The sequence below is a fragment of the Fibrobacter sp. UWH5 genome (genome assembly GCF_900142505.1).
Classification (GTDB): domain Bacteria; phylum Fibrobacterota; class Fibrobacteria; order Fibrobacterales; family Fibrobacteraceae; genus Fibrobacter.
The window spans coordinates 1-26,718 of record NZ_FRBB01000004.1; the positions used below are offsets into that span (position 1 = coordinate 1).

Sequence of the window (26,718 nt, forward strand, 5' to 3'; positions counted from 1 at the left end):
TGATACCGAGGGAAAGGTGTAAACCATATCAGTGAAACTGTCAACTCGGTCAGTAAAAACACCCCAAAAGTGTCAACCTTTTTTAGGGAAGGTCATATCAAACCGATAAAAATAGGAAGAAGGTTGGAAAAATGGATAAAAAACTTGACAAATGAGTTGGAAAAACGGACAAAAGATGTTATTTTTAGGTTGGAAAAGGTAAAATTATCCCATGATAAACCGTAAAATTGATTCAATCCTGAAGAAACATTTCGAAAATAGTCGCAACGCATTGTTACTGACTGGAGCCCGGCAAATCGGCAAGACAAGTTCTATTAGAGCTTTTGGCCGTGCTGCGTTCAAGAATTTTGTAGAAATCAACTTCATCGAGTCCCCGGACGCCGCGGCGATTTTCATTGGTGCGTCCAATGCGCAGGATATTCTATTAAGGCTGAGCGCCTATACGCAGGTCCCATTAGAAAAAAACAAGACACTCGTGTTTCTCGATGAAATTCAGGCTTGCCCCGAAGCCATTACTGCCATAAAATTCCTCGTGGAAGAAGGGAACTTCCGCTATATTTTAAGCGGTTCACTCCTGGGCGTAGAATTGAAGGACGTACGCTCCATTCCTGTAGGTTTTTTGACCATTCAACAAATGTATCCCCTTAGCCTGGAGGAGTTTTACAGAGCCGTCGGCGTGCAAGATCTGGTATTGGATTCTCTTAAAGATTCTTTCAGGAACGGGCGTGAGGTCGATCCTTTCGTCCACAAAAAGATGATGGAAATTTTCAGGCTCTACCTGGTTGTCGGAGGCATGCCTGCCGTCGTGAACGAATATCTGAAAACGAACAACCTGCAGAACGTGCTTTCTATACAGCAAAGCATTATCGCCATGTATAAAAAGGACATTGCCAAGTATGACCCAAGGAACAAGCTGTATCTTGAAGAAATTTTCAACCTTATCCCTGCCGAACTGAACGCTCAGAATAAACGATTTATTCTAAAGAATCTCAATGAAAATATGAAATTCTCCCGTTACGAGAACAGCTTTATCTGGCTTAAGGAAGTTGGTGTTGCCATTCCCGTGTATAATGTTGACGAACCGAAAATTCCTTTGCTGCTTTCTCGCTCCCGGAACCTTTTTAAACTGTTCCAGAATGATGTCGGACTGCTTGCCTGCCAGTATGCAAGTGGAGTACAACTTAAAATTTTGAGCGGAGACGAGGCTATCAACTACGGATCCATTTATGAAAACGTGGTTGCCCAGGAACTGCTTTATCAGGGCTACGAACTATATTATTTTAACAATAAAAAACTTGGCGAGCTGGATTTTGTCATTCAGCGCGGCGGAACGGTGCTCCCTCTGGAAATCAAATCCGGCAAGGATTACAAGCGCCACAACGCACTCTCCAATGTTCTACGCACAGAGAACAATGGCATTGAAAAAGCCATGGTCTTCTGCAACGGCAACATAAAAAACGAAAGCGGAATTTGTTACATGCCCATCTACATGCTTATGTTCATGGAACAAGAGCAACAAAAAATGGGTACGTACAAAATAAATCTAGATGGACTAAGTTGATAATGCTTTAGGTGTTCCTTTCCCTCGCAAACTCCAACAACGGCACCCACTGCGCTGATGCCCGTGACCTGTTTTTTTTCTTTGGAGGAAAATCTGAAGAATAATAAAATCCTTGGCGTTGGACTGGCTTTTGGGGCACCTTAGTAAAGCCGAATTGATTGTAGATTGGCTTTGGCAGATTGGTACAAGCGCGTTGCTTTTTTATGCTTGATGAATAAATGCTAATTTTCCTACTGAAAACTTTTGTATATTTTAGAAAAAGTTTTCAGTAGAGGTTTTGAGTGATTTTAAGAGAAAAGTACATTGTTCCGATTCGTGACTTTTATAAATCTGATTTGATTAAGATTATCACAGGGATTCGCCGCTGCGGAAAGTCTGTGATTCTTAAGCAAGTTATGGATGAAATTTCAGTCAAGTCATCCAACTTGATTTATCTTAATTTTGAAAACGCAGTCAATGTTCCGGACATAAAGAACGGCAATGACTTGATTGATTACGTTCTGAAAAAGAAAAAACGCGGGCTTTGCTACGTTTTTCTGGATGAAGCGCAAACCATCGATGGATGGCAACTTGCGTGCAAGACCTTGCGCCTGAATCAATGTTCCGTATTCATTACAGGTTCAAATTCAAAACTTCTTTCAAGTGAATTTACCAAGGAACTAAGTGGCCGTTATGTTTCATTCCGGATTCGTCCCTTTGTTTACAAGGAAATTTTAAAGATTGCCAAGGAAAAGAGGAAAAAGGTTCCCATTTCCGATTACTTGATTTGGGGTGGTTTCCCAAATCGGTTCTACATGAAAAATCAAGAGGCTCAAGACTTATATCTTAATGACCTTAAGGAAACTATTGTCGTTAATGACCTGGTAAACCGCTACGGCATCAGAAAACGCTCACTCTTTGAAAGCCTTGTTACTTTTATACTGCGTTCCAATAGTCGCATTTTCTCGGCCAAGGCGATTCGTGATTACGTGAAACAGGAACATGATAAGTGCTCTGTCAACACAATCATGAAGTATATCGCTTACCTGAAGGACGCATACGTCATTTGTGGATTGCCACAATATTCCACCAAGGTAAAACGTGAACTTTCATTCTACGAGAAAATCTACAATGAAGATGTTGCCCTCAATTCTATCCATGCCTCCGCGGGTCGCTACGACATTACCCACAACCTGGAGAACATTGTCTACAATGAACTAATCTATATGGGCTACGAATTGTTTGTGTACAACAACAAGGGAAAAGAAATTGATTTCCTTGCCCAAAAGGGTAACAAAAGATACTTGATACAAGTTGCCTACAGCGTCACCGAAGAAAAGGCTTATGCTAGGGAGTTTGATGCTTTTAATGGAGTAGAAGGTGATTTTCAGAAAATCATTATCACAAACGATGATGTAGATTATTCCTCAAGCACCGTAAGGCATATCATGCTCAAGGATTTTTTGATGATGGATTCTCTGGATGTGATACCCAAGGCGGTGACTTTGGCAGAAGCGCAAGCCGCCTACAACGTGTGGTTGCAATACAAAAAAGAGCATTCCTAGAATGGAACGCTCTTTAGTAAATTGAAATTCCTACTGAAAACTTTTACTTGATTTTGAAAAAGTTTTCAGTAAAAAATGCCGTTCTTAAAAATTCGTGTGTTTCTACTTTTCAGTTTCTCGGCATTTGGGATTGTCTTTAAATATCGTAAACCATTCACTCTCTGGCTGGCGGTTGTCTGGCATGTGAATATGAATTCGTGAATCCCTGATTACGATATAATTGTTTAAGCACAATTCTTGCTTTCCATTCCAAAAGGCTTTAAAGGAAACGATATCCCCTTTCTTTATCGCATATTCGATATTCAAGGTTTGGTAAGGAACTCCTTTATTGTACCACACGATTTCGGTTGCCGGGTCGAATTCGTCTATAAGAACTTCGTAAGAGGGTATTGGATTCTTAAAGTCGAATCCTCCCGTTTTTAATGTGTATCTATAATCAAAATAATATTTGTAAGGAACGACGCTTTTGACAGGAGTATTTTTGTAAGCGACGATCTGGAAATCCTTTGGGGACACTCCTTCAGGAAAATCACCGACAACAACAAAAAATGGCTCAATCTCAATTTTTGAGGGTAGCCTATCTACATCTACATAGGACGATGAATCTGAGTTAAAGATCCCTCCACAAGAAGCAAGAAGAAATAGTGCTAATAAGAGTAAGGCTTTCATTTTACTTCAACCACCCATTCATCTCGTGATTTCAGAAAAGTTACATGCGTTGTTTTGTCAATAATGTTCTTTACAACGAACTCTTTTTTTTCTGCATCGCAATATGCCTGTATTCCGCGGTAGGCAATTCCTTCTCTGTACCAAATTACATAATAGTTGTAACCGCGATATCCTTCCCAAAGTTCATCGGGATTGCATGTCATTCGCCCGTATCGTGTAAATTGGATTTGCCTTACATTTTTATAAATCGTTGCGCTATGCCATTCCACATCCTTGTCGCTTAGAGGACAATCCCCAGGGCAGTCCTCTTGTGCGTAAACAACGACGGATTCTTTTTCTATGGTTGCATTTTTCGGCAGGGATTCGTTAATGCGGATTAGGTGTGATGGAGGCTGACAACCCATCAGGCTAAAACAGAGGAACATCCATAAAAGCGGTGGTATGAATTTTGGCATGTTGATGTTTTTAATTAAGCGGCGAAGCAACTCTTATAAAACTAGAAATTTTCAATATGGTTTAAGAATAGGTGCGTTTTTTTTGCCTTTTTTATACTGCGATAAAAATAAGTGTTTTATGATTACAATACATTGACAAATATATGCTATTATTATATATTCTATAATGAGGTTAAATATGGCGACGTCGTTATTACAAATTCGAATGGATGAAGATTTGAAAAACCAGGCCGCAGAATTGTTCGAAAGTCTCGGCATGGACATCCCTACTGCAATTCGTGTATTTTTCAAGCGTGCCCTTGTTGAAAAAGGATTGCCCTTTGATGTCAAAACCACTTCGTCAAAAGAGGCTGATGATCCAATGGGGCTTTTGTCTTCACTTCAGGCGTTGAATGCTAATGCTCAAAAAAATGGGACTATAGGCATGAGCGAAGAAGAAATTGAGGAAGAAATCAAGCAGATGCATGCTGAAAGAAGGAAGAAAAAATGCTCTACGCGGTAATAGACACCAATGTTCTTGTATCTGCAGCTTTAGCGAGAAATCAAATAGAATCTGTTCCTTATTTGATTTTGTTGGAAATTTTGAAAAAATCTTTTATCCCTATAGTTGATGAATCGATCGTTGAAGAATATAAAGAAGTTTTGTTTAGAACGAAATTTGGCTTTATTCACAAAGAAGCAGAAAATGTAATTGAAATCATCTTAAAGAATGCGCTCAAGGTTTCCATTCCATCGACCGGGAAGATTTTACCCGATATGGATGACGTCATCTTTTATGATGTTGCTTTTGCCAATCAGGACAAGGGTGCTTACATCGTAACCGGAAATACAAAGCATTTCCCTGATTGCGAATTTGCAGTAACTCCAAGGACTTTTTTGAACATGATTAATCCAACTATTCCATTGGTGGTAAACGACAACGGTGCTATTTACGATCCGACAGGATTGCTAGCGGCCTTCAAGGCTGCAAATGAAAATGCTCTTCGCAATGGTACTGCCGGCATGAGCGAAGAAGAAATCGAAGCCGAAATCAAACTGATGCACGAAGAACGGAGACGGAAAAGAAACGGTTAGTGTTCAAAATACGGCAGTGCGGATTAACATGCGTTAGAAAAATGAGAAAACTCCGGAGTTGTGATCTCTGGAGTTTGAATTTTTTGAATGCTTATTGAGAATTCTTACAAGCTATTCACTGCTTCGAACAGCTGCATCATCTTTTCTGCGTTCTTGATGCCGGGAGCGTCTTCAACGCCGCTGGACACGTCCACAAGTTCGGGGGAGAACTTTGCGCAAATGTCGCCGATGTTCTCGGGAGTGATGCCGCCGGCGAGCCAGAAGGGTGTTTCGCCTGCTTTTTCGCGAAGCAGTTCTTCAGGAATGCGCTGGCCAGATCCGCCGGGGATGCCATCTACCTTGGCGTCCAGAAGGATGCGGGGCTCGCCGTGCTTGCGGATGGCGGCGAAGTTTTCGAAGTCGGATTCTTCGCCGATGCGTAGTGCGTTATAGCAGGGGAGGGTGGCACTTTCCAATCCGGTGGCGCTTGCGTCGTCAAATGCGGGTGCTGCAAATCCGTGGAACTGCACTGCGTCCAGAACGCCTTCGGCCGCAAGCTTAATGGCGGTCTTGCCTTCTTCTGTGGTGGTCTCGGTAATGACGCCAACAAACAGAGGGCAAAGCTTTCCTTCCGCTTCGTATTCGCTACGGAGCAGCTGGGTGAAATCGCGGACAAACTTTTCGTTAGTCAGACGCTTGGTGTTGCTGAAAACGAAGCCCAGCATGTCGGCTCCCATTTCGGCGGCGGCAAAGCCGTCTTCTTCGCGGATGATGCCGCAAATCTTGACCATGGGAATCTTGTGGGCAGCACTTTCTGCGTCGGCGCTTTCCACACCTGCGTCAACCATAGCAGCGGCGTAAGCGGAGCGCTTGGCATCTCTACGTTCTGCGAAAGTCTTCCAGAAGTCACCGCGGCGGTTATCTTCGGCTGCAGCGAATGCTTCAACCAGCTTTGCGGCCAGGGGCGGGTTCTTTGCCACGGCTTCACCTACGAGAATTCCCTTGAAGCCCAGGCTGCGGGCGAATGCTGCGTCGGCAGGAGTGTGTACGCCACTTTCAAAAACAGCCTTTGCCGGCAACTTGTTGCGGATAGCCGCGGGAACCATGGGGTCGATGTGGAAGGTTGCCAAGTCTCGGCTGTTTACGCCTGCGACGATGGTGCGTGCGGCACTTTTCGCAGCATCTCCTGCTGCCTCCCTGTCCAACGTTTCTAAAACTAAGTTCAACTTTCTCAGATCATCCGGTTCACGGACTTCCACGAAGGCCTGCATCTCGAAACTTTGGGCACGGCGAGCCATCTTCAAAAGCTGTTCGTCATCCAGGATGCGGGCGATCAAAAGAACCGCGTCGGCACCGCAGCGGTAGGCGATATCGATTTCGTCTTCGAACAGCAAGAAGTCCTTGCGAAGAACGGCGCACTTCTTGGTGCCCAACTTTTCGTCAGTTGTGTCGCCATTGTCAACGGCCTTGGCCACGGTAATCAAGTCGGCCAAAGTACCTTTGAAGAAGTTGGTTTCCGTCAAAACGGAAATTGCCTGTGCGCCAGCAGCGGCATAAGTGCATGCCAAATCAGCAGGAACCAGATCCGGGGCAATGTCCCCCTTGGAGGGCGAAGCTCGCTTGACTTCCAGAATGGGACCAGGACGGCCCAGGAATTCGCAACGACCAACGGTGCGCTTTTCGGGAATGTCAAAACCAAAGGTGAGACCAAGGCGTTCAATGTCTGCACGTCTCTTGTCTACAATCTTCTTTAAAATATCTTCGCTCATTTATAGGTTCCAGGTTCGAGGCTCGAGGCGCGAGGTTCCAGGTTCGAGGCTTGTGGTTCGAAGTACTGGGCGCGGGGCTTGAAATTTTACCCGCAAAATTTAGAAAAATGAAAAATTGCGTTGGGAAATCGGCTTGCGTTGTTTTGTTGAAATAGTTATTTTACCGATTATCCGTGCTTGCCGTGCAGAAAAAATAAAGAGGTTTGTCAATGGAAGTTATTGACAACAAAATAATTTACTCCATTGTCAAGAACAGCCTAAGCGATTTTGTTGAATTTGCAGCGAGCATTGCCCGCTTGTAAGGGCTGAGTTAGCACTTATCTGTTGCGCTTATCTATAAAAAAAGCGTATATTTCTATTTATAGACAACCTCCATTTCGCCCTAGGAGTTTTATATGCGTAAAAAGATTTCGCTGATGCTTCCGCTGCTTTGTGCCCTGTTGGCCTTTTGGGCCTGCGGTGACGGCGAGTCCAATTCCGGGACCTCTGCAAATGGCAATTCTATAGTAAGTGTGAATAAAAAGTCCATCGCAGGCGTTAGCCAGAAGGGCCCGTTCGTGACGGGCTCTGCGGTTAAGCTTTATGAACTGGATGGCGAGACCTACGCACAGACCGGCAAGAACTTTACTGGCAAGATTACCAGCGACAACGGTGAGTTTGGCGTTTCCAGCGTTACCTTGGCTAGCCAGTATGCCTTGCTCGAAGCCAGCGGCTACTACCGTAACGAAGTCAGCGGCAAGAAGTCTGGCGGTACCATTACCCTGAACGCTCTTACAGACCTTAGTGACCGCGAAAAGGTGAACATCAACTTGCTGACTCACCTTGAATATGAACGCGCCCTTTACCTGGTGGGCACTGGCGTGAATGTTCCTGCTGCCAAGAAACAGGCTGAAGCAGAAATCTTCAACGCCTTTGGTATCCAGGGCGATTTTGCGAACTCCGAAGACCTGAACATCTTTAGCAAGGGCGAGGGCAATGCCGCCCTTTTGGCCTTCAGCATTTTGATGCAGGGTAATCGCAGCGAAGCGGAACTCACAGAGCTTTTGACCAAGTTCGCAACCGACATCGAGAAAGATGGCGAATGGAATGACGCGTCCACTAAGGCAAAAATTGCGGACTGGGCCAACGAACAGGACCTGAATGATGATCTTTCTTTGATTCGTTCCAACATCAATAGCTGGGGTCTGGGGTCTGCTCCGGATTTTGAAAAGTATGTGCGCAACTTCTGGTATGCAAACTACGGCCTTGAGGCTTGTAATGCCGAAAACCAGGGCGAAATTGCTGCAGCCACCAATGAACTGGTTAAAACCTACGGCACCAAAACCCGCTATTACTGTAATGGTGAAGCCTGGCTGGAAGCTAGTGACATTGATAAGGATACTTACCAGTGGACCGCCGGTGAAGATGGCGAAATCAAGCTGGGAAGCGTAACCAAATCCGTGAACTATGTTTACGACGGAGCTGAAACAGCTTGGCGAAAAGCCTCCTCGGTTGAGGTCGCCCTTGGTGGTTGTACCGAAACTCGCGAAGCCGACATTTCCCTGAATACGGGCAAGGTAAATGGAACCTGGTACATTTGCAAGAACCGTAAGTGGGAATCCACCGATGACATTACCGTGGATACTCAGGGATGGGTAAAAGGTAATGATGGCGACATCAAGAAGGGGGACTCCACCGATGTGATGTACAAATACGATGAAGCCCTGAATCAGTGGGTGGAAGTAAATGAGAACGATGTTAGCCTTAAGCTTATGGGCTGCACCACCAACCGCATCGGCGAAATCGGCAAGAGCGGTGAAGACAAGTACTATTGCTCTAGCAAGGGTTGGGTAAGTCTGATGGGTGACTGGACCTTTGACGTACCGAAGGAGGCTCGCCTGAATCCGGAAATCACCTACGGCACCATGACTGATAAACGCGACAATAAGACCTACAAGACTGTTAAGATCGGTGATCAGGTGTGGATTGCCGAGAACCTGAACTATGCCGATTCTACAAAAATGCCGAGCCTGAAGGGTAAGTCCTGGTGCTATAATAATAAGGCAGAGAATTGCGATGTAACCGGTCGCCTTTACACCTGGGCTGCAGCCATTGACTCTGTTGCCTTGACAAATGATGCTGATAATCCTCAGACTTGCGGCTACGGCAAGACTTGTACTCTGCCGGCTGTTGTGCAGGGTGTGTGTCCCAGCGGCTGGCATTTGCCGACATACGACGAATGGGAAACTTTGTTCAAGGCTGTTGGTGGTTCCAGCGCTGCTGGTAAGGCTCTTAAGTCGGGCAGTGGCTGGTACAGCAATGGCAACGGAACGGATACCTACGGCTTCTCCGCGCTCCCTGCAGGCAACAGGAACTACGGTGGCGGTTTCAGCGATGCCGGCAACGGCGCCTTCTTCTGGTCTGCTGGCGAGGAGAGCTATAGCCTCTACGCCTACAGCATGTTCTTGTACTACATCTACGAGTATGCCTACATGTACCACAACGATAAGAGCAACGGTATCTCAGTTCGTTGTCTCCAGAACAACTAGGAGGCGAATCCTGCACAGAAATGCTTGCATTTTTGTATAGGTGAGCCGAACTGTTGTGCACTTTGTGCCACTCTAACTAGAAGTGCGTAGCACCACTAGCACGCGCCAGCTATACAGCGAGACTTCGAACTTCAGTTCTTTAGTCGCTGTTATCCACTCTGTGGACAAAGCCGGCGCGTAGGTCCGTTCCAAAAGGGCGAAGCCCAAAGGGAACAGTCCCGGCGAAGCCGAAAAAAAATTCATCCCCCCGCCCTAATAGGTTGACTTGAATTGTGTTAAATTTTCTTGCTTCCCTTGCCAATCTTTTTATTTGGAGGATTTATGCCCAATGAAAATTCTTGAAGAAGTAGGGAAATTTTTATAAAGACTCCGTTATACTTTGCCAAATCTCTGTTTTTTGATGACTTTTGGCGAGTTTAAATACTGTGCTCGGATTTTCATAGAAAGATTCATTTTATTCAATTTGCTTGCTGTATTGAATAAAAACCAACCTTTTTGTTCAATATGGTTGCTTTGTTGACTAAAAATGCTATTTTTAAGGCATGAAAAGCGCCGTGCTCAATCAGCGAAAAGAACGGGATCGCCTTTTGGCGGAGCCTTACCTTACACGTCAAACAGTGTATGATTTTGATGCCTTGCTTCGGAGCCCGAACATAAAGTTGCTAACGGGGCCTCGTCGCGTGGGGAAATCCACCCAGGCTATTTTGATGCTGCGCGGGAAGAATTTTGCTTACCTGAATTTCGATGATAATGAATTGCTAAAAGGCTGGAACGAGGAACAGGCGGAAATGCTGCTGAACGAGGTGTACCCGAATTTTCAGTACCTTTTGCTTGACGAAGTCCAAAATGTAAGTGGCTGGGATGTTTGGGTCGGCAAGCTTTTTCGTCGTGGGTACAACCTGGTTATAACAGGTAGTAACGCCAACATGCTTTCGGGAGAAATGGCAACCGTGCTTACGGGCCGATATCTTGAAATCAAGATGCTACCTTTTAGTTTGTTTGAAACATGCTCGTTTAATCGGGAATTGACTAAGGACGATTATCTTAAAAACGGGGGTTATCCGGAAACGGTGTCGCAACGGGCCATAACGCAAACATACCTGCAGACACTGTTCGATTCCATTGTGTACAAGGATGTGGTTCGCAGGCACAAGATCCGAAATGTTACGGACCTGAACAATGTGGCTACATTCCTTCTTGCAAATTTTACGGGAACATTTAGCTACAACGATGTGGCGGACGACCTTGGCCTATCCAGTGTTGCCACAACAAAAAAGTTCATGGACTATTTGCATGAGCCATTCCTGTTCTATTATCTGGATAGATACAACAACAAATTAAAACTGATGAAAAAGGCTCCGCGCAAGGTCTATGTGGTTGACAATGGCTTTGTTTCGTCGAGGGCGTTTAACCTTAGCGAAAATCTGGGAAAACTTCTGGAAAATCAAGTCTTTATTGAATTGCTTCGCCGTGGGTACGATACCGAAAAATCCTTGTTCTACTACCATTCCCGTAATGACAAGGGAACGGATTTTGTAGTTCGTGAAGGTAACAAGGTAAAGCAGCTAATTCAAGTTTGTTACGAGATGTCGAACGAAAAAACAGAAAAGCGAGAGGTGGGTAGCCTTGTGGAATGCGCCGGCGAACTGAAGTGCGATAACCTTACCATTGTAACATGGAATGATGAACGGCTCATTGAAAAGAACGGGTATGCTATTAAGGTTGTTCCCGTGGAAAAATTTTGAATGTTTTTTATCTTGTAGGTGATTCAAGGAGAAGTTTCGATGAGAAAGCTGTTTTATGGAATAAGCGTTGTGGCCATGGCTTTGGGTATGGTGGCCTGTGACGATAGCGTTTCTTCTGCAAATAACGAAGATGCGGACAAGGAATCTTCATCGTCTGTTATTTCGGAGGACGCTTCATCTTCCAGTGTCAAACCGGGCTCCTCCAGCAGTAAGAATGACGACCCGAAGTCCAGTAGTAGTCGCGGTCTTTTTGATATGACGAAGGATGAATTTCTGAACCCGGAAATCACCTACGGCACCATGACTGATAAACGCGACAATAAGACCTACAAGACAGTTAAGATCGGCGATCAGGTGTGGATGGCCGAGAACCTGAACTACGCAGATTCTACAAAGACGCCGAGCCTGAAGGGCAAGTCCTGGTGCTATGAAAATGCCGCAGATTCTTGTGCTAAGTATGGTCGCCTTTACACTTGGGCGGCGGCCATTGACTCCGTTGCTTTGGCGAACGATGTTGATAATCCTCAGACTTGCGGTTATGGTAAGACCTGTACGCTGCCGACAGTTGTTCAAGGCGTGTGCCCCAGTGGCTGGCATTTGCCGACATACGGTGAATGGCGGACATTGCTCGAGGCTGTTGGTGGCTTTAGCACCGCTGGTGAGATTCTTAAGTCTGGCAGCGGTTGGTTCAGCAATGGCAACGGTACGGATGATTACGGCTTCTCCGCGCTCCCTGCAGGCAGCAGATACAGCAATGGCTATTTCTTCAATGCCGGCAGCTACGCCACATTCTGGTCTGCCTCTCAGAACGAGAACTATAGCGACTACGCCTATAGCGTGGACTTGAGCTACGACATCGAGGATGCCTTCATGTACGACTACATTAAGGACTACGGTTACTCCGTTCGTTGTCTCCAGAACTCTAACTAAACTTTTATCTAAAATAGATCATTTAGAACGAAAAGTTTGTAAAAAGGTGGTTGTTTGACTACCTTTTTTTACGAAATTTTGCTACTTTAGATGGCGTGAGATACCTAACATTAGAAAAAGCCATTGATGCGTGGAGAAAACTCCAGCCTATTTCAGATGAAAATAGGGCCCGTCTTGCTCGTCGTTTTTCCGTTGACTTCAACTATAACAGCAACCATATCGAGGGGAACACCCTTACTTATGGACAGACGGAAATCCTTTTGCTGTTCGGGAAGGTTATTGGTGAAGCGAATGTGCGGAGCGTTCAGGAGATGGTGGCCAGCGAAGTTTCTCTCAAGATGATGGTGGCTGAAGCTAAAATCAAGGAAACTCCACTTACACAAAATTTTATACGAGGCCTGCATCATACTCTACTGCGGGAGGATTATTCCGTTCATCGTGAACTGCCTGGTGGAATGCAAGTCGGGTATGTGGTTCACGCAGGGCAATACAAGACTCGCCCAAATAGTGTCATTACGCGTTATGGAGATCGGTTCGACTATGCGTCACCAGAAGAAACTCCTGCACTGATGACGGATTTGGTGGATTGGTATAATGCTGCAGAAAAAGAGGGGAAGTTGTCTCCTGTGGAATTGGCTGCGCTGTTCCATTATCGGTATATTAGAATCCATCCATTCGAAGATGGAAATGGTCGAATCGCTCGTTTGCTAGTCAATTACATTTTGGCGAAACATGATATTCCCATGGTAGTTGTTCGCAGTCGAAAGAAAGACGAATATCTAGAAGCCTTGCATGCAGCCGATTTTGCTGTAGGTGCTGCGCCGACATTAGGCGCGAATGCCTCGTTGCGAACTATAGCTCCATTTCTCAAGTATTTTAAGAATATGGTGGCGCAAGAAATTGATGGCGATGTTCGCTTTCTTACAAAGTGTGGTGAAAATATCTGGTGGTATGATGGCGAGTGCGTTGAATTTCGCACCCCGAATTATGGCCGTATTTTGAACCTTATGCAAAGTGAACCGGTTTTGACGCTAGCCGATATTCAGCGAAAAATTGGTATTCGAATTTCTGCGGTTAACAAGCTGGTTCAGCACCTTCTTGATTGCCATTATATTGAACGCGGGAAAGATGTTGGCAAATGGCATGTGTTTATCGTGCCGTCAGTTTAGAGGCGTTGCCTAATCTCCTGTTTTTGATGACTTTTGGCGAGTAAAAAAAACTCCCCGACCATTGTGGTGGGGAGCTTTTTTTAATGCCAGATTCTCGCTTACGCGAGAATGACTCGAGACTAGCTATTAGAAGCTTCCTTTACAGCTTCGATGGTCTTCAGCACGGAGCCGTCTTCGATTGCCTTCATGGCCATGTCGTAGCCTTCCTTGATGGTGGCGGCCTTCTTGCTGATGTAGAGGGCGGCGCCAGCATTCAGGGCGCAGGCGTACTTGATGCCCGGGCGGCCCTTGCCGTTCAGGAGGTCCATTGCCAGCTTGAAGTTTTCTTCGCCGGTACCACCTGCCAAGTCGTCTTCGTCCACAGCGGGAACGCCGAAGTCCTTGGGGTCGATGCGGTATTCCTTGTAAACGCCGTCTTCCAGGATTTCTGCGATGGTGGTGGGAACGCAAGGAGAAATTTCGTCGTAGCCGTCGTCGCTCAAGGCTACCATGACGCGCTTTGCACCCAGAGCATGAGCAGCCTTGGTAAACGGTTCCAAAACGGCCTTGCTGTAAACGCCCAGGCAGAGGTACTTGGCTTCTGCAGGGTTGGTGAGAGGTCCGATAAGGTTCATGATGGTCTTGATGCCGAGGCACTGGCGGACAGGACCTGCGAAACGCATGGCGCTGTGATAGACGGGAGCCATGAGGAAGGCGAAGCCGGTCTTCTGCAGAACTTCTGCAGCCTTTTCCGGAGTCATATCCAGCTTGAAGCCTGCAGCGGTGTAGAAGTTTGCAGCACCGGACTTACTGGAAACGGCGCGGTTGCCGTGCTTTGCAATCTTACAACCGCAGGTAGCTGCAATAAGGCCAGACATGGAGCTCACATTGAAGCTGCCCTTACCATCGCCACCGGTACCCACGATGTCGGTAAGTTCGTCACCAGACATTGGGAACTTACGCTTCTTGCGGCTAAGCACAGCGGCGCAGCCGGCGATTTCATCAGAAACTGGGCCCTTGCAGGAAAGTGCTGTAAGGATTGCTGCCATCTGGCGTTCATCCATAATGCCATCGGTCAAGTCGTCCATGAACATCTCAGCAGTTTCGCGAGTCAGGTCCTTGCCTTCCATGAGGGTGTTCAATACGCCGCGAATGTTCTGCGGTTCACGACGGTAGTTGAGGAATGCCTTGAAGAAATCGGCTTCCCTGTCGCTGGCGATGGATTCCGGATGGAACTGCACACCTTCGATATCCAAGGTCTTGTGACGAATGCCCATAATGTCGCCGTCTGTGGCGCGGGCGGTCACTTCGAATTCCGGCGGGAGGGTGGTTTCGTCAATGACAAGGCTGTGGTAGCGGGTGAAGGAATTCTTTGCGCCCATGGTGCGGAAGAGACCCTTACCGTCCAGGTTGATTTCTTCGACGATGCCGTGCTTGATGAACTTTGCGCCAACGATCTTTGCACCGAAAGCGTAGCCAATAGCCTGGTGACCAAGGCAGATGCCGAGAATGGGGAGCTTGCCTGCGAAGTGCCTGATGGCTTCAACAGAGATGCCTGCATCTTCAGGGCGACCCGGGCCCGGGCTCACAATGAGGCGGCTGGGGTTCAGTGCTTCGATGTCTGCGATGGTGCATTCCTTGCTGCGGAGCACGCGGATTTCTTCGTTAGTGATCTTGGCCAGAGCCTGATACACGTTGTAAGTGAAAGAATCGTAGTTGTCAATTAAAACGATCATGATAAATCCTTTAGGTTCGAGGTTTGAGGTCGTTCGCCCCACAAGGGGGCTCTCTTTGAGGGCGGCCTTCGGCCTTTGAGTTTTAAGTTACGCGGCGTAGCCGCCATTATCTAGCTCAAAGCGCCTTCGGCGCGACCTCGTAGCTGAAAGCGTAGCGACCTCGCGCCTACTTGCTTCCTTCCAGGACTGCGCGGACAGCACCCAGCTTTTCGTTAGTTTCTTCAAATTCGCGTTCTGCGTTGGAGGCGGCCACAATGCCACCGCCAGCCTGCAAGGTGATCTTCTTACCCTGCTTGAGGCAGCAACGGATAGAAATACAGAAGTCCAGGTCGCCATCGGATTCAATGTAACCTACAGCGCCTGCATAGAAACGGCGCTTGACCTTTTCGAGGCCAGAAAGGATTTCGATAGCGCTGATCTTGGGAGCGCCGCTGACGGTACCTGCAGGGAAGCTGGAACGAAGTACTTCAATGGACTTCTTGCCTGCGCTAACCTTGCCCTGAACGTCAGAGACCAGGTGGATCACGTGGCTGTACTTTTCGCATTCCATGAATTTCATGGCTTCCACAGTGCCAGCGGCACAGACGCGACCCAAATCGTTACGAGCCAAGTCAACCAGCATCAAGTGTTCTGCACGTTCCTTCGGATCGTTCTTCAGTTCCTTCATCAGTTCGTAATCTTCCTTTTCGTCCTTACCGCGGCGGCGTGTGCCGGCAATAGGATGGATGGTTGCGATACCATCACGGACGCGTACCAAGCTTTCTGGAGATGCTCCGATAAACTGGTGGGTACCGTAATCCAGGTAGAACATGTAAGGAGACGGGTTCACGGAACGGAGGCGGCGGTAAATGTCCAGAGCCTCGATGTCGCTTTCGAACTGGATGCGGCGGGAAGGCACGGCCTGAACGATGTCGCCAGCCACAATGTGCTTCTGCAGTTCTTCCACCTTCTGGGTGTATTCTTCCTTGGACTTGGAAAGATCGGTAACGGTAACGCCCTTGGCCACTTCCGGTTCCGGAGCCAGGTAGCTGAAGTCCAGGTCGGCCAGGCGCTTCTTTACGTTTTCGATAGCGGCAGGCAGGTCCACCTGATGTTCTTCGTAGTTCAATGCGAACAGGTGAAGCTTTTCAGTGTAGTGGTCGAACACGATGTAGATGTGACCCACCATGAATTCGGCTTCAGGAATGTTCAATTCGTCAACCTGTGGTGCCAAGTGAATGGTATCGCAGCGGGCGCAGAATTCATAACCCAGGTAGCCCACGCCAGAAGAAGGAATCGGCATCTGGTTAGGCGGCACGGTGTTTTCGCCGGAAATGATCATGAGGGCGTCGAGAATGTCGCCTTCGCCTTCCTTCAGGAATACGCTTTCCTTGCCGTCAACGACAATGGAAACGTCATGCTCGTTCTGGCGGAGACGGAAGGCTTCGTCGACCATCAAGGTCGAGTAGCGGCTACGGCCATGAGCGAAAGAAGCGGATTCAAAGATTGCCTTTGCTCCCAGCTTTTTGCCCAGGGAGAAAGGTGTGTAGCGTTCGCCGGGGAGGGCGACGTAGATGCTGTCGGTACGAGGTTCCTTCATGTTCAATCCTTCGTTTTTCGTCGTCACCCTGAGTGAAGCGAAGGGTCCAGCATAGCATGGATTCTTTCACTGCGTTCAGAATGACGCACTTATTAAAATTCTTTTGGCGAGGCTTCACGACCCAAGACTGGGTTGTGGTTCCGACCCGGAGGATTTTAAATATAAAGGGGAAAAATTTAAGGCCTCCAGGGAGTCTGGAAGCCTTGCCGCTTTGCTCTTACGCTTTAAACGCGCGATACAATTTGCAAATACCAGACTCTATGTTAGAGTCCGCGCCACCATCGGCCGTCGAATGCAACTGTAAGAGCATAAATCATCTTCATGTCCAAAATTTATGAATATCCCTACCTGTTGGCAAGGGATTTTTCGTAAAAAAGGGGCTGTAAAAACGTAAAAAATGTGCCGGTTGCTTTTTTTATCCAGTTAGCGTTAAATTGTCTGCAGTTTTATATATTATCTCCATCACTTCAAATTGGAGTGCTTTCTCTATATCCCTGGCCGGGCGCCCTTGTGGGCGGTATAAGCCTAACCAAATTGGGATTTCTTGCATCCTTTAAAAGTACTGTTCTGGGCCCTTTGGGGGGCTTTCAGCGGCGTTGCCTTTGCGCAGGCGGTCGCTTTGGATTTTGTGGACACGCCGATTGCAGATGTGGTCCGTTCTGTTTCGCGGGCCTATGATACGCCGATCCTGGTAGATGGAAATCTGGATATCCGTGTCACTTTTCACCTTGAGGGAGTGGGGGTGTTAGATGGACTAGCGGCCCTGTGTGAGGCTCATGGGCTAGAGCTGGCCCAGTCGGGAGAGGTGTTTCATGTGCGGCAGGCCCGCATTCGCGGGGAGCACCTGTTCTCTATGCATGATTCCCTGATTTCGATTTCGGTTAAGCAGAAGGGGATCGCAGACTTTATAAGGGAATTTGGAAATAACACGGGAATGAACGTCCTGATGATGGAAGGGGTACAGGGGGAAGTGAACGGCAATCTTCAAGGTGTAACGGCCGAAGAAGCTTTGCGTCTGCTGATGAAGTCTAATGGTTTCAAGTTGGTGCGGGACGGGGCTGCTTTTCGCGTAGAAAAAGCCGGTGATGCAGAATCTGAAAGCGTTACTGCCGATGGGGTTTCTGGAACTTTCGGTCATGCGGAGGTGGGGCAAGTCTTTTTGCAGAAGGATAGTTTGTGGGGAGATTCCTGCTATTCCATTGACGCCAATGAGGCTCCTCTAGAACGTGTGCTAAAGGAATTGTCCGATGTGGCGAACCTAGACCTGGCGCTTTATGGTGAAATGGCCGAAGTGGTTCGCCTCCGTTTGAAAAACGTACCGTTGGAGACGTTGCTGTCGGCTATTTTCAAGGACCGCCGTCTAGGATACTCCCTGGATCGTAAAACCCTGTATGTGGCAGGAACGGGACGTCTAGAGACGTTATCAATAACGCGGCTCTATACTCTGAAACATGTGCATACGGAACGGGCGCTGGGGCTCCTTTCCAAGTTTCCCCATAGTTCCGGTTTTGTGGCTGTAGAGGTAAAGGAGCAGAACAGCTTGCTGTTGAATGGCTCCGGCGAAGATATTCGCTTGGCTGAAGATTTGCTGTCCCAGGTAGATGTTCCTGCCTTGCAAGTGACATTGTCTTGTCTGATTGTAGAATTTAAACGGGGGAAAAGTTTTGAAATCGGGATTCATGGTGGGGCGGCCCGTAAGACAGGGGAGAAAAATGTGGGCTTCCGTGGGTTCTGGGATTTTACAGATTCCCGTTGGCAAAAGTCGGGGGCCTTTGGAAAGGTGGGCGTGTTGCCGGACCGTTTTGAAATGGAATTGGCCGCCCTCGAAGAAAATAATTCTGCGGAAGTGTTGGCTCGGCCTAGGCTAGCCACGATTAACGGTAATAAAGCCGAATTGAATGTGACCAATACCGTCTACTATCTAGTGAGTCAAGTTTCGGCAGATGGCTATCCCATTACGGATTACCGCTCCTTTAATGATGGAATTTCTCTAGAAATCACGCCGACGGTCACGCAGGACGGAAGTATTACCCTGGAAGTTTCGCCAGAAATAAAGACCGCTGGACGTAGTACCGGAGATGGTCCACGAGACATTAGTACCCGCAATCTAAAAACGGTTGTGGTGTTGAAGGATGGGGAAACTTTTTGTCTTGGCGGGCTAATCCGCAAGAACAAAACGGAGGTGCGGTCGGCTGTCCCCTTTTTAGGAAGTTTGCCGTTGGTGGGTCGATTGTTCAGCTATGTGTCGGAGGAAGAAGAGGAAAATGAACTTGCCATTTTTATAACGCCTCACATAGAAGACCTGAATTATCTTGAAGGTGGGCATGTTCCATGATCGGGTGGTATTTGGCTGCGAATTGTGAATTGCTGACCTGGGAATGGACGACGACTTACGACAAGTCTCCCACGGTGCAGGAATTGCATGAATCCTTTGAAATGGATTTCCCCTTGACGTGTGAAAGGTTGCGGATGGCTGGTAGGCGCTATTGGCTGTTTCCCCTGATATCCTTTAATTCGGCTGAAGGCCGTCGTTTCCGTTATCTGGCCGTTCTTGGTTGCGAAGATCTAGAACCTTGTAAAGGGATTGTTGGATGGAGGAAAAACTTGGGCTTGGTTCGGATGCTTCCAAAAAGTTTTTGGATTTATGGGGCCGCCGATGAAATCCTGCGAGGTAGTCAACTAATGGGCAAGGACTGGGGTGGGAATGGGCTGTTCTATTTTTTGGAAGGAGGGGCGCTCACTGTATTGATTTTCTTTGAAGGGCGTCTTTGCCATTGGCTAGAGGAAACCGGCTATGAAAAAGATGATTCTTTGAAAAATCGACTTGAAACCTTGAGGGGCTTTGTGAAGCAAGACGCTCTTTTTAGTCGATATGAAACTATGGAATTCATACGGATTGAGTGTCCGAAAGATGTGTCGCAAACGGTCTGGAAAAACGGCTTGTTTAAAAGGGCTGCCATGGATCCCTTGGGGCGAGAAATCAATTTGTGTGATGATAATCGGTTTGTTGGATTGTCGATGTACGCCATCTTTTTTGTTGTGTTCGCATTTCTTTTAATTGGAGCGTGGCTGTGGTGGATCGGCTCCTCGAAAAAATCAATTCCCCTGGAAGATGTGGTTCCTCCGGAATTGACTACGGTTCCTGAATTGCCTATGGTGTCTGAAGAAACAGTCTCTGAAAAAGTGACGGAGTTAAAACCCTACATGGGGACTGTGACTATGAAATGCGATTCTTCTGTGCGGGTACAGGGGGTTGTGTCTGGGAAGTTGTTTATTTCGGATGGAAAAACTTTTTTTAGGGGAGATTCTCTTGGAGGGCTTGTTGTGCGGGACGTTCTAAAAAATGGGGTTCTCTTTTCTTGCAGAAATAAACAGTTTTTTGTGGAGGTTAAATGAAGGGGGCTGTGTTGCCCGTCGTGGTGGTAATCTTGTTATGTGTCGGTTTTATGGTCTCCGCCTTGCTGTCTATGCCAGGGGGTGTCTTGCGAAAGGCGAAATCTCTAGAAAAGGATCTGCAGACCTTGTATGATAGTGAATCTAGAATGCTAATGCACTTGGAGGGGTTCGTCGATACTAGTGTTGATTGTGCTCCGGCAGGCCCATGGGTGGAACTATCGACTCCTGTGGATTCTCTTCGGCGTCTAAAGGTTTTGGCGGGACGTCGTTTGGATTCTTCAGAAATTTCTTCGCAGATACCGCGCCTGCTGAAGAAAAATATCGTCGAAAATTTTCGGACAAATCTCAACCGGGAAATCCTGCTGAAAAAGAACCTCGTCATAAAATCGGGCAACCGCCGTCTGATGGGACCTGCAGAAAATATTTCCCTGTTTGTTCAGGACGGAGATTTGCTGGTGGACTATTTCGGATCCGCCCAATCCTGTAATTTTAAGTCCACGGGGAGTATCTCTGTTCGAGGTTCCGCAATGTTTGATACTTTGCGATTGTATGCTGCCGGGATGATAGCTTTGTCTGGCCATGTCAGGGCTGGGTGGCTTGAAACCTATAGTTCTGATCAGCAGGAAGTTTCTGGAAATGTTCGTTTTTCTGGAGCCCTCCTGGCAGATGGTCCCGTTGTTTTGCGACAGCGCGCCTTGGGGGAATATCCTTCTGCCTTGATGTCGTTGAACGATTCTGTGGAATATGCTCCCCGGAATATATCCGCTCCATTGTTGCTTCCTGCCAGAGATTTGGCTTCGGACGGCAATTCGTTTTTGTCTGGCCTTGAGCCGTTTCGCTGGAGCCTGCAATGAACCTAAACTCTTGCCGAGGCTTTACCTTAATGGAGGTCTGGACAGCGATTGTGGTCATGTCTGTCGGGATGTTGGCGGTTGACCGTATGTTCGACTTCTTTAATCGAATGAAGACGGCTGAACGCAATCAAACTCTGGCCTTTGAATCGGCTGTCACTAAGGTTGAAAGCTTTGTTTTAAATCCGCCTCCCTGCAATCAGCTTGACTCGGTGTTGCCAGGAACCGGTCTCGCGTGGGCTGATGTTCTTGTAACTCCAGAACCTCCTGCTCATCCGGTTCATTTTAGAAGGCTTGTCCAATGCAAACGATAATCCGTCTGCAGAAAAATAGAGGCTTTATCTTGATGGAATTGATGGTTGCCGTGTCTGTTGCGTCCGTCGTTACATTGTCTGCATTTTTGTTTTATGTCAGATATCATGAAGCGACGTTACACCTTCAACGAAAATACATCACGGAATCTCGAATTCAGATAGAACAAATGAATGGGGTTCTTCCCTATGGTAAGGGGCGATGTTATCAAAGACGGTAAATGCCTGATGCTAGAAAAAAAGAAACCCCGGCGAAAAGCCGGGGTTTAATCTCTAGGTGGGTTAGCTGTTAGCCTTGACCCTTGTCCACGTCTTCAACGAAATGATTTTCGTCCTTGCGAGCCTTGTGAACTTCAACCAGGTTGCCCAGGTAATGCATAAAGCTCAGAACGCCAACAGAAAGGAAACCGATGGAGTAGAGGGCGAGGAACGGTCCGATAATGAACTTCTGTGCGCCGATGTATTCCAGCATACCGAAGATACAGTAGACGCCAACGCCCAGTTCAAGGATTGCCTGCCAGGGGAACTTCTGCTTGTAGTGGCTGGTAGCCTTCTTCTTCTGGCCGACACCGCTCTTGGGGGTGCGGACGAAGCCACTCTTGCGGCCGGTGATTGCGGCGAACACTGCCTTGGAGTTGCTGACTGCGATACCTACACCCAGTGCCATAAGGATCGGCATGCTGAGAAGGCGGACCTTCCAACCGGTATAGCCGGAGCAACGCTGTGCAACGAAGTAAAGAACAGAAGGAGCGATTGCAGCGAGGAAGATGAATGTGAAGCCTACTGTGTAAACCCAGACCGGCAGGTTAGCTACGGGCTGGAAGAATGCCAGCAGGGGCCATGCGCAAAGTGCAGTGAACAACATGCAGGGGTGAATAGAATAGTGAGTCGTATGAAGGATTGCACCAATCTTTACGCGAGTCGGAACGTTGGACTTGAGAACGCGGGGCAGAATCTTGATTGCGGTCTGGATAGAGCCCTTTGCCCAACGGAACTGCTGAGCCTTGAAGGAGTTGATATCGTTGGGGAGTTCTGCAGGAACGATCACGTCGAACACGAACTTCATCTTCCAACCAGCAAGCTGAGAACGGTAAGAAAGGTCCATGTCTTCGGTCAAGGTATCGCCTTCCCAGCCGCCACCGCCATAGATGGCCTGCTTGCGCCAGACACCTGCGGTACCGTTAAAGTTCATAAAGAGCTTGCCCCAGCTACGTGCAGACTGTTCCACCACGAAGTGGCCGTCGATACCGATAGACTGAGCGAGAGTAAGACCGGATTCGGTGCGGTTCAGATGACCCCAGCGACCCTGGACCAGGCCCACCTGTTCGTCCATGACCATGTAGGGGATGGTCTTCAGGAGGAAGTCCTTCTCCGGTACGAAGTCGGCGTCGAAGATTGCAAGGAATTCACCCTTGGCGACAGCCATGGCTTCCTTAAGAGCGCCGGCCTTGAATTCCTGACGGTTGGTGCGGTGGATGAGCTTGATGTCGTAGCCCTTGGCTGCCAGTTCTTCCACCTTCTTCTTGGCGACTTCATAGCATTCGTCGGTGGAGTCGTCCAGCACCTGGATTTCGTGCTTGTCCTTGGGGTAGTCTATGGCGCATACGGCCTCAAGGAGTCGTTCGACACAGTTAGCTTCGTTGAATACGGGAAGCTGGGTGGTGACTTGAGGCAGGTCTGCCATGCTGTGTTCGCGATAGAACTGCAAGATTTTCTTGCGGTCGGAAAGGCGTGTGGTACGGCTGTTCTTGAGGAACAGGTAGATGCTGTAGTAGCAGCTGAAGCCGTAGATGACGAGTCCAACACCCGCGATCACGTAGACCGCGAACATGATGTCCAGTAGGATTGTACTGATTGCCATAATAACCGTATAACCTGTATTAAAATAATGGCCTTTTTCAAGGTTTGGGGCCAAATATAGAAACCCAATGTGAAGTTTGCTACATTATATTGTGATTATCTGGTGTTTTTTACCTAAAATTTGGTCAAATATGGCTGGCGAATTGGAAAAAAGTCCTATCATGAAATGGTTGACCGCCAATCAGGGGCTGTCTAATTTTGATGAATCCTTAAAAAAGTTGCTGGCTTTTGCCTGCGCCGACTGGATTCGTCGTGGTTCCGGCAGGGTGGTTCCGCCGGAAGAGGCTCTTGCCATGGTGGTTGCCGCCAATTTGCCCGGAATTCCCATGGGACCATGGCTAGAGGACCCATGTGCCAATGGTATTAAAATTGCCGAATTTTGCGAAAAAATAAAGGTTTTGGAACTGCCGAAGGAACTTTGTTCTGATTTTCCTGAACTTTTGGACTTGCGCGGGGTGGTATGCCCCAGAAACGCGGCCCGCAGTCGGCTGGTGCTTGCCGGAGCTCCCAAGGGGACCCGTATGACCATCTATCTAGATGAGGGGTCGCCCATCGAAAACGTACCCCAGTCCTTGGTCGCCGATGGCCATATTGTGGAAAATCGCGAAAAAAAAGGAAATTTTTGGTCTATAAGTGTGGTTTGCGGCGGTGCAATTGTGTAGATTATAACATGTGGAAAACCGTATATTGATATTAGGCGATGAATTTCTGGGAGAACAGGGCGAGGCGGCAAACCGTTGCTCCGAAATGATCCTGTGTCGAGAAGCTAATCGGCCTATCCAGTTTTCCATCAATGCGCCTGCCCCCCAGAGCATGGCTCAGCTTTTGACCCGGGCTTCTTCCGACATTATCGGCAAAAAGGCTGGCCGCCTTATCATAGGTCTTGGACTTCGCGAACTGAAGCGGGGCGGTGTAGACTATAATGGCGTTTTTGATCGGTATAGCGCATTGGCTAGCGAACTCCTGAACAAGACAACCGCTCCACTGCATTTTTTGACTATTCCCGAAGACATGTTTCCTCCGGAACCGGCGCAGTTGACGGCCCTGAACGAACGAATTTTTGAATTGGCCGGACGAAACGAGAAGCGGGTCTTTGTAGAAGATTTCGCAGCCCATGCCGCAAAATACAAGGAAAAGCAGCTGGAAAGGGGCAAGTTTGGACGTAGCCTCTACACAGAAGAGGGAAGGGCTACCCCCTTGTGCAATATGCTGCTGGGCTTATTCATGTATGATTTTATAATTAGAGAAATAAAATAAGAAAAGGTGGAATAATGGAAATCAAGACTGAAAAGATGCGTACTCCCCGTGAACCTGCCGTTCCCCAGATGGGTATCTGCGACAAGTGCAAGACTGAAGCCCTCCTTAAGAAGTTCCGTTTCAAGGAAACTTCTATTTCTGACGGCGCGGCAAGCTTTGGTACCGTGGTCAAGCGTCTCTGCGAAAATTGCGCTCCCAAGTCAAAGGCTCAGAAAGAGGCTGACGTTCCTTCCATGTCTAGCAAGGAAATCAGGAATCTGATGCGCTCCGTGAAGAAGAGCCTCCGCTAGAGGGCGGCTTCAAATAGGTAATTTTTACCCTTAACGAAATTCTTGGATTTAATTAAATTTGGGCCGCTTTTTAAAGGGAGAAGCCCAAATGTCTAACGTTAATGCCAAAGAATCCGTCAAGAAATTCTTGACCGAATCTGTAGCAACTGTTACCCCCGAACTTGTAAAGTCCATTAAGAGGGGATATACCAAGCAAAATCTTATTAGCGACTTGATGTCCGGCGTTATCGTCGGCATCCTGGCATTGCCTCTGGCAATCGCTTTCGCTATCGCTTCCGGCGTGGGTCCTGAACAGGGCCTCTACACTGCCATCATTGCTGGTTTCACCATCAGCCTTTTGGGTGGTTCCCGTTTCCAGATTGGCGGTCCCACTGGTGCCTTCATCGTGATCGTGTACGGCATCGTTAGCCAGTATGGTTACGATGGCCTCGCTTCCGCAACGCTCCTAGCCGGTATCATTCTTATTGTCTTCGGCCTTGCCAAGTTTGGTGCCATCATCAAGTTCATCCCGTATCCGGTGACTGTGGGCTTTACTGCCGGTATCGCCGTGATCATCGCCCTGGGTCAGGTTCCCAACTTCTTCGGTCTGAAGTTCCTGGCTAAGGACCCTGCCGACGCCGTGGGCAAGATCAAGCTCTATGTTTCCTCTTTCGACACTGTAAACGTATACTCCGTGATTATCGGTGTTATCGCCTTGGCCGTCTGCATTCTTTGGCCGAAGATCACCACCAAGGTTCCGGGTTCCCTCATCGCCATTATCGTTGCTACCGTCATTGTCAAGGTGCTTGGCTGGGACGACCCCATTAACGGCCACGGCGTCATGACCATCGGTATGAAGAACCATATCCCGTCTGGTTTCCCCACTCCGCATCTCCCGAACATCAGCCTTTCCATGATGCGCGAAGTGTTCCAGCCTGCTTTGACTATCGCTATTCTCGGTGCTATCGAATCCCTGCTTTCTGCTGTGGTGGCCGACGGTATGACTTCTACCAAGCATCGCTCCAACACTGAACTTTTCGGTCAGGGCGTGGCTAACCTTCTTTCTCCCATGTTCGGTGGTATTCCGGCTACTGGCGCTATTGCCCGTACTGCAACCAACATCCGTAATGGTGCCGTTTCCCCGATTTCCGGTCTCGTTCATGCTGTTGTGCTCCTGCTCATCATGCTGGTTCTGGGTAAGTATGCCGAAATGATTCCTATGGCTGCCCTTGCCGCAGTGCTTTTCCAGGTGGCATTCAATATGTGCGGCTATCGCGCTGTGATCAAGATGTTCAAGCTTCCCAAGAGCGACGTGATCGTTATGCTGGTGGCTTTCTTCCTGACCGTGATTATCGATCTGACTGTGGCTATCGAAGTGGGCGTTCTCCTTGCTGCCATCCTCTTCATCAAGCGCATGAGTGAAGTTGCCGAAGTGGATGCCGTTACCGATGCAATCCGTGCCGATGACGAAGAAGTCTCACACACCGAATTTGCCCGTCAGGTTCCCAAGGGCGTTGTGGTTTATGAACTTGCCGGTTCCCTGTTCTTTGGTGCTGTAGACAAGTTCAAGGAAACCCTGAACCGCATTGCAGTGAAGCCCAAGATCCTCATCTTACGCATGCGTAGCGTTTCCAGCATCGATGCAGCCGGTATCAACATGATCGAAGACCTGCTGAACCACTGCAAGGCCGACGGTACCCAGCTGCTCCTTTCCGGTGTGCACGCCCAGCCGGTGGTGGCCCTGACCCGCGCAGGTGTGCTGAAGCAGCTTGGCGAAGAAAACGCCTTGGGTAACATCGATGCCGCCTTGAACCGTGCCCGCGAACTTCTGGGCCTGCCTGTGGTTGACGCTTCCGTAGATCCGAACCCCACTGTGAGCTGGGAAAAGGGTCTCGACAAGCCCTGGCTGCCTGAAGAATCCAACGCAGCCGTGGCCGAAGGTACTCCCGAAGTCATCGCAGAAAAGGTTGCTGAAGAACCTGTCTGGAAGCTGAAATAATTAGATCCTATCTATGAATTTTAAGAGTCGTAGGGCTTTGCCCTGCGACTTTTTTGTT

General features: G+C 48.1%; 23 protein-coding genes. 17 read left to right on the forward strand and 6 right to left on the reverse strand.

Annotated features, from left to right (window positions below; genetic code table 11):
• The first annotated feature begins 211 nt into the window (after positions 1-211).
• Complete coding sequence (locus BUB38_RS05035; RefSeq protein WP_073157969.1) at positions 212-1,561, forward strand: ATP-binding protein; 1,350 nt, start codon at positions 212-214, stop codon at positions 1,559-1,561.
• A 281-nt stretch (positions 1,562-1,842) separates the two neighbouring features.
• On the forward strand, positions 1,843-3,105 hold the full coding sequence (locus tag BUB38_RS05040; protein ID WP_073157972.1) for an ATP-binding protein: 1,263 nt from the start codon (positions 1,843-1,845) through the stop codon (positions 3,103-3,105).
• A gap of 102 nt (positions 3,106-3,207) precedes the next feature.
• Here the strand turns inward: BUB38_RS05040 and BUB38_RS05045 are convergent, their stop codons facing one another.
• Together BUB38_RS05045 and BUB38_RS05050 are read right to left on the reverse strand one after the other, a co-directional pair.
• The gene (locus tag BUB38_RS05045; RefSeq protein WP_073157975.1) at positions 3,208-3,774 is read right to left on the reverse strand and encodes a hypothetical protein; all 567 of its coding nucleotides are present in this window, start codon (positions 3,772-3,774) and stop codon (positions 3,208-3,210) included.
• Positions 3,771-4,259, reverse strand: a complete 489-nt coding sequence (locus tag BUB38_RS05050; RefSeq protein ID WP_139258253.1) for a hypothetical protein — start codon at positions 4,257-4,259, stop codon at positions 3,771-3,773. The genes BUB38_RS05045 and BUB38_RS05050 overlap by 4 nt, the downstream gene beginning before the upstream one ends.
• A gap of 148 nt (positions 4,260-4,407) precedes the next feature.
• Here BUB38_RS05050 and BUB38_RS05055 point away from each other — a divergent pair, with 148 nt between their 5' ends.
• On the forward strand, positions 4,408-4,731 hold the full coding sequence (locus BUB38_RS05055) for a type II toxin-antitoxin system RelB/DinJ family antitoxin (protein WP_073157981.1): 324 nt from the start codon (positions 4,408-4,410) through the stop codon (positions 4,729-4,731).
• Positions 4,716-5,303, forward strand: a complete 588-nt coding sequence (locus BUB38_RS05060) for a PIN domain-containing protein (RefSeq protein ID WP_073157984.1) — start codon at positions 4,716-4,718, stop codon at positions 5,301-5,303. The genes BUB38_RS05055 and BUB38_RS05060 overlap by 16 nt, the downstream gene beginning before the upstream one ends.
• 104 nt (positions 5,304-5,407) lie before the next feature.
• Here BUB38_RS05060 and BUB38_RS05065 read toward each other — a convergent pair whose 3' ends face one another.
• The gene (locus BUB38_RS05065) at positions 5,408-7,051 is read right to left on the reverse strand and encodes a bifunctional indole-3-glycerol phosphate synthase/phosphoribosylanthranilate isomerase (protein ID WP_073157987.1); all 1,644 of its coding nucleotides are present in this window, start codon (positions 7,049-7,051) and stop codon (positions 5,408-5,410) included.
• 395 nt (positions 7,052-7,446) lie between these two features.
• On the opposite strand from BUB38_RS05065, the gene BUB38_RS16730 reads away from it, so the two are divergent.
• The 4 genes from BUB38_RS16730 to BUB38_RS05085 all read left to right on the forward strand — a co-directional run bounded on the left by BUB38_RS16730 (position 7,447) and on the right by BUB38_RS05085 (position 13,423).
• Complete coding sequence (locus tag BUB38_RS16730; protein ID WP_073157993.1) at positions 7,447-9,579, forward strand: fibrobacter succinogenes major paralogous domain-containing protein; 2,133 nt, start codon at positions 7,447-7,449, stop codon at positions 9,577-9,579.
• Positions 9,580-10,121: 542 nt separating this feature from the next.
• Entirely contained in the window at positions 10,122-11,324 is a 1,203-nt protein-coding gene (locus BUB38_RS05075; RefSeq protein WP_073157998.1) for an ATP-binding protein, read from the forward strand.
• A 39-nt stretch (positions 11,325-11,363) separates the two neighbouring features.
• The gene (locus BUB38_RS05080; RefSeq protein ID WP_073158002.1) at positions 11,364-12,254 is read left to right on the forward strand and encodes a fibrobacter succinogenes major paralogous domain-containing protein; all 891 of its coding nucleotides are present in this window, start codon (positions 11,364-11,366) and stop codon (positions 12,252-12,254) included.
• A gap of 95 nt (positions 12,255-12,349) precedes the next feature.
• Positions 12,350-13,423, forward strand: a complete 1,074-nt coding sequence (locus tag BUB38_RS05085; protein ID WP_073158440.1) for a Fic family protein — start codon at positions 12,350-12,352, stop codon at positions 13,421-13,423.
• Positions 13,424-13,542: 119 nt separating this feature from the next.
• Here the strand turns inward: BUB38_RS05085 and BUB38_RS05090 are convergent, their stop codons facing one another.
• Together BUB38_RS05090 and BUB38_RS05095 are read right to left on the reverse strand one after the other, a co-directional pair.
• Positions 13,543-15,138: a bifunctional anthranilate synthase component II/anthranilate phosphoribosyltransferase gene (locus tag BUB38_RS05090; RefSeq protein ID WP_073158009.1), complete on the reverse strand. Its 1,596-nt coding sequence runs from the start codon at positions 15,136-15,138 to the stop codon at positions 13,543-13,545.
• Positions 15,139-15,304: 166 nt separating this feature from the next.
• Positions 15,305-16,717, reverse strand: coding sequence for an anthranilate synthase component I family protein (locus tag BUB38_RS05095; RefSeq protein ID WP_073158014.1), 1,413 nt, complete (start codon positions 16,715-16,717; stop codon positions 15,305-15,307).
• Positions 16,718-17,345: 628 nt separating this feature from the next.
• Between BUB38_RS05095 and BUB38_RS05100 the strand changes: the two genes are divergently transcribed.
• From BUB38_RS05100 to BUB38_RS16950, 5 genes are all read left to right on the forward strand, one after another.
• The gene (locus BUB38_RS05100; RefSeq protein ID WP_254794884.1) at positions 17,346-19,052 is read left to right on the forward strand and encodes a type II and III secretion system protein; all 1,707 of its coding nucleotides are present in this window, start codon (positions 17,346-17,348) and stop codon (positions 19,050-19,052) included.
• The gene (locus tag BUB38_RS05105) at positions 19,049-20,113 is read left to right on the forward strand and encodes a hypothetical protein (protein ID WP_073158023.1); all 1,065 of its coding nucleotides are present in this window, start codon (positions 19,049-19,051) and stop codon (positions 20,111-20,113) included. Before BUB38_RS05100 ends, BUB38_RS05105 begins: the two co-directional genes overlap by 4 nt.
• A gap of 86 nt (positions 20,114-20,199) precedes the next feature.
• Complete coding sequence (locus BUB38_RS05110; RefSeq protein ID WP_139258257.1) at positions 20,200-20,967, forward strand: hypothetical protein; 768 nt, start codon at positions 20,200-20,202, stop codon at positions 20,965-20,967.
• On the forward strand, positions 20,964-21,278 hold the full coding sequence (locus BUB38_RS05115; RefSeq protein ID WP_073158030.1) for a type IV pilus modification PilV family protein: 315 nt from the start codon (positions 20,964-20,966) through the stop codon (positions 21,276-21,278). Before BUB38_RS05110 ends, BUB38_RS05115 begins: the two co-directional genes overlap by 4 nt.
• Complete coding sequence (locus BUB38_RS16950; RefSeq protein ID WP_073158033.1) at positions 21,266-21,496, forward strand: prepilin-type N-terminal cleavage/methylation domain-containing protein; 231 nt, start codon at positions 21,266-21,268, stop codon at positions 21,494-21,496. The genes BUB38_RS05115 and BUB38_RS16950 overlap by 13 nt, the downstream gene beginning before the upstream one ends.
• 68 nt (positions 21,497-21,564) lie before the next feature.
• Here BUB38_RS16950 and BUB38_RS05125 read toward each other — a convergent pair whose 3' ends face one another.
• A complete protein-coding gene (locus BUB38_RS05125; protein WP_170932275.1) occupies positions 21,565-23,136 on the reverse strand; it encodes a glycosyltransferase in 1,572 nt (523 codons plus the stop codon).
• 160 nt (positions 23,137-23,296) lie between these two features.
• On the opposite strand from BUB38_RS05125, the gene BUB38_RS05130 reads away from it, so the two are divergent.
• The 4 genes from BUB38_RS05130 (at position 23,297) to BUB38_RS05145 (ending at position 26,660) form a co-directional block, all read left to right on the forward strand.
• Positions 23,297-23,797 (forward strand): sulfurtransferase TusA family protein, encoded by a 501-nt coding sequence (locus BUB38_RS05130; RefSeq protein WP_249269312.1) that lies wholly within the window; start codon positions 23,297-23,299, stop codon positions 23,795-23,797.
• 10 nt (positions 23,798-23,807) lie between these two features.
• Positions 23,808-24,392 carry a hypothetical protein gene (locus tag BUB38_RS05135; protein ID WP_073158038.1) on the forward strand — a complete coding sequence of 195 codons (585 nt, stop codon included), beginning with the start codon at positions 23,808-23,810 and terminating at the stop codon, positions 24,390-24,392.
• 14 nt (positions 24,393-24,406) lie between these two features.
• Positions 24,407-24,682 (forward strand): hypothetical protein, encoded by a 276-nt coding sequence (locus BUB38_RS05140; RefSeq protein ID WP_073158041.1) that lies wholly within the window; start codon positions 24,407-24,409, stop codon positions 24,680-24,682.
• Positions 24,683-24,770: 88 nt separating this feature from the next.
• Positions 24,771-26,660 (forward strand): SulP family inorganic anion transporter, encoded by a 1,890-nt coding sequence (locus BUB38_RS05145; protein WP_073158044.1) that lies wholly within the window; start codon positions 24,771-24,773, stop codon positions 26,658-26,660.
• Positions 26,661-26,718 lie beyond the last annotated feature (58 nt).

Coding starts and splice junctions, on each gene's coding strand:
- BUB38_RS05035 (WP_073157969.1), top strand. CDS start 212: ATGATAAACCGTAAAATTGATTCAATCCTGAAGAAACATTTCGAAAAT.
- BUB38_RS05045 (WP_073157975.1), bottom strand. CDS start 3,774: ATGAAAGCCTTACTCTTATTAGCACTATTTCTTCTTGCTTCTTGTGGA.
- BUB38_RS05055 (WP_073157981.1), top strand. CDS start 4,408: ATGGCGACGTCGTTATTACAAATTCGAATGGATGAAGATTTGAAAAAC.
- BUB38_RS05060 (WP_073157984.1), top strand. CDS start 4,716: ATGCTCTACGCGGTAATAGACACCAATGTTCTTGTATCTGCAGCTTTA.
- BUB38_RS05065 (WP_073157987.1), bottom strand. CDS start 7,051: ATGAGCGAAGATATTTTAAAGAAGATTGTAGACAAGAGACGTGCAGAC.
- BUB38_RS16730 (WP_073157993.1), top strand. CDS start 7,447: ATGCGTAAAAAGATTTCGCTGATGCTTCCGCTGCTTTGTGCCCTGTTG.
- BUB38_RS05075 (WP_073157998.1), top strand. CDS start 10,122: ATGAAAAGCGCCGTGCTCAATCAGCGAAAAGAACGGGATCGCCTTTTG.
- BUB38_RS05080 (WP_073158002.1), top strand. CDS start 11,364: ATGAGAAAGCTGTTTTATGGAATAAGCGTTGTGGCCATGGCTTTGGGT.
- BUB38_RS05090 (WP_073158009.1), bottom strand. CDS start 15,138: ATGATCGTTTTAATTGACAACTACGATTCTTTCACTTACAACGTGTAT.
- BUB38_RS05095 (WP_073158014.1), bottom strand. CDS start 16,717: ATGAAGGAACCTCGTACCGACAGCATCTACGTCGCCCTCCCCGGCGAA.
- BUB38_RS05105 (WP_073158023.1), top strand. CDS start 19,049: ATGATCGGGTGGTATTTGGCTGCGAATTGTGAATTGCTGACCTGGGAA.
- BUB38_RS05115 (WP_073158030.1), top strand. CDS start 20,964: ATGAACCTAAACTCTTGCCGAGGCTTTACCTTAATGGAGGTCTGGACA.
- BUB38_RS16950 (WP_073158033.1), top strand. CDS start 21,266: ATGCAAACGATAATCCGTCTGCAGAAAAATAGAGGCTTTATCTTGATG.
- BUB38_RS05125 (WP_170932275.1), bottom strand. CDS start 23,136: ATGGCAATCAGTACAATCCTACTGGACATCATGTTCGCGGTCTACGTG.
- BUB38_RS05130 (WP_249269312.1), top strand. CDS start 23,297: ATGAAATGGTTGACCGCCAATCAGGGGCTGTCTAATTTTGATGAATCC.
- BUB38_RS05140 (WP_073158041.1), top strand. CDS start 24,407: ATGGAAATCAAGACTGAAAAGATGCGTACTCCCCGTGAACCTGCCGTT.
- BUB38_RS05145 (WP_073158044.1), top strand. CDS start 24,771: ATGTCTAACGTTAATGCCAAAGAATCCGTCAAGAAATTCTTGACCGAA.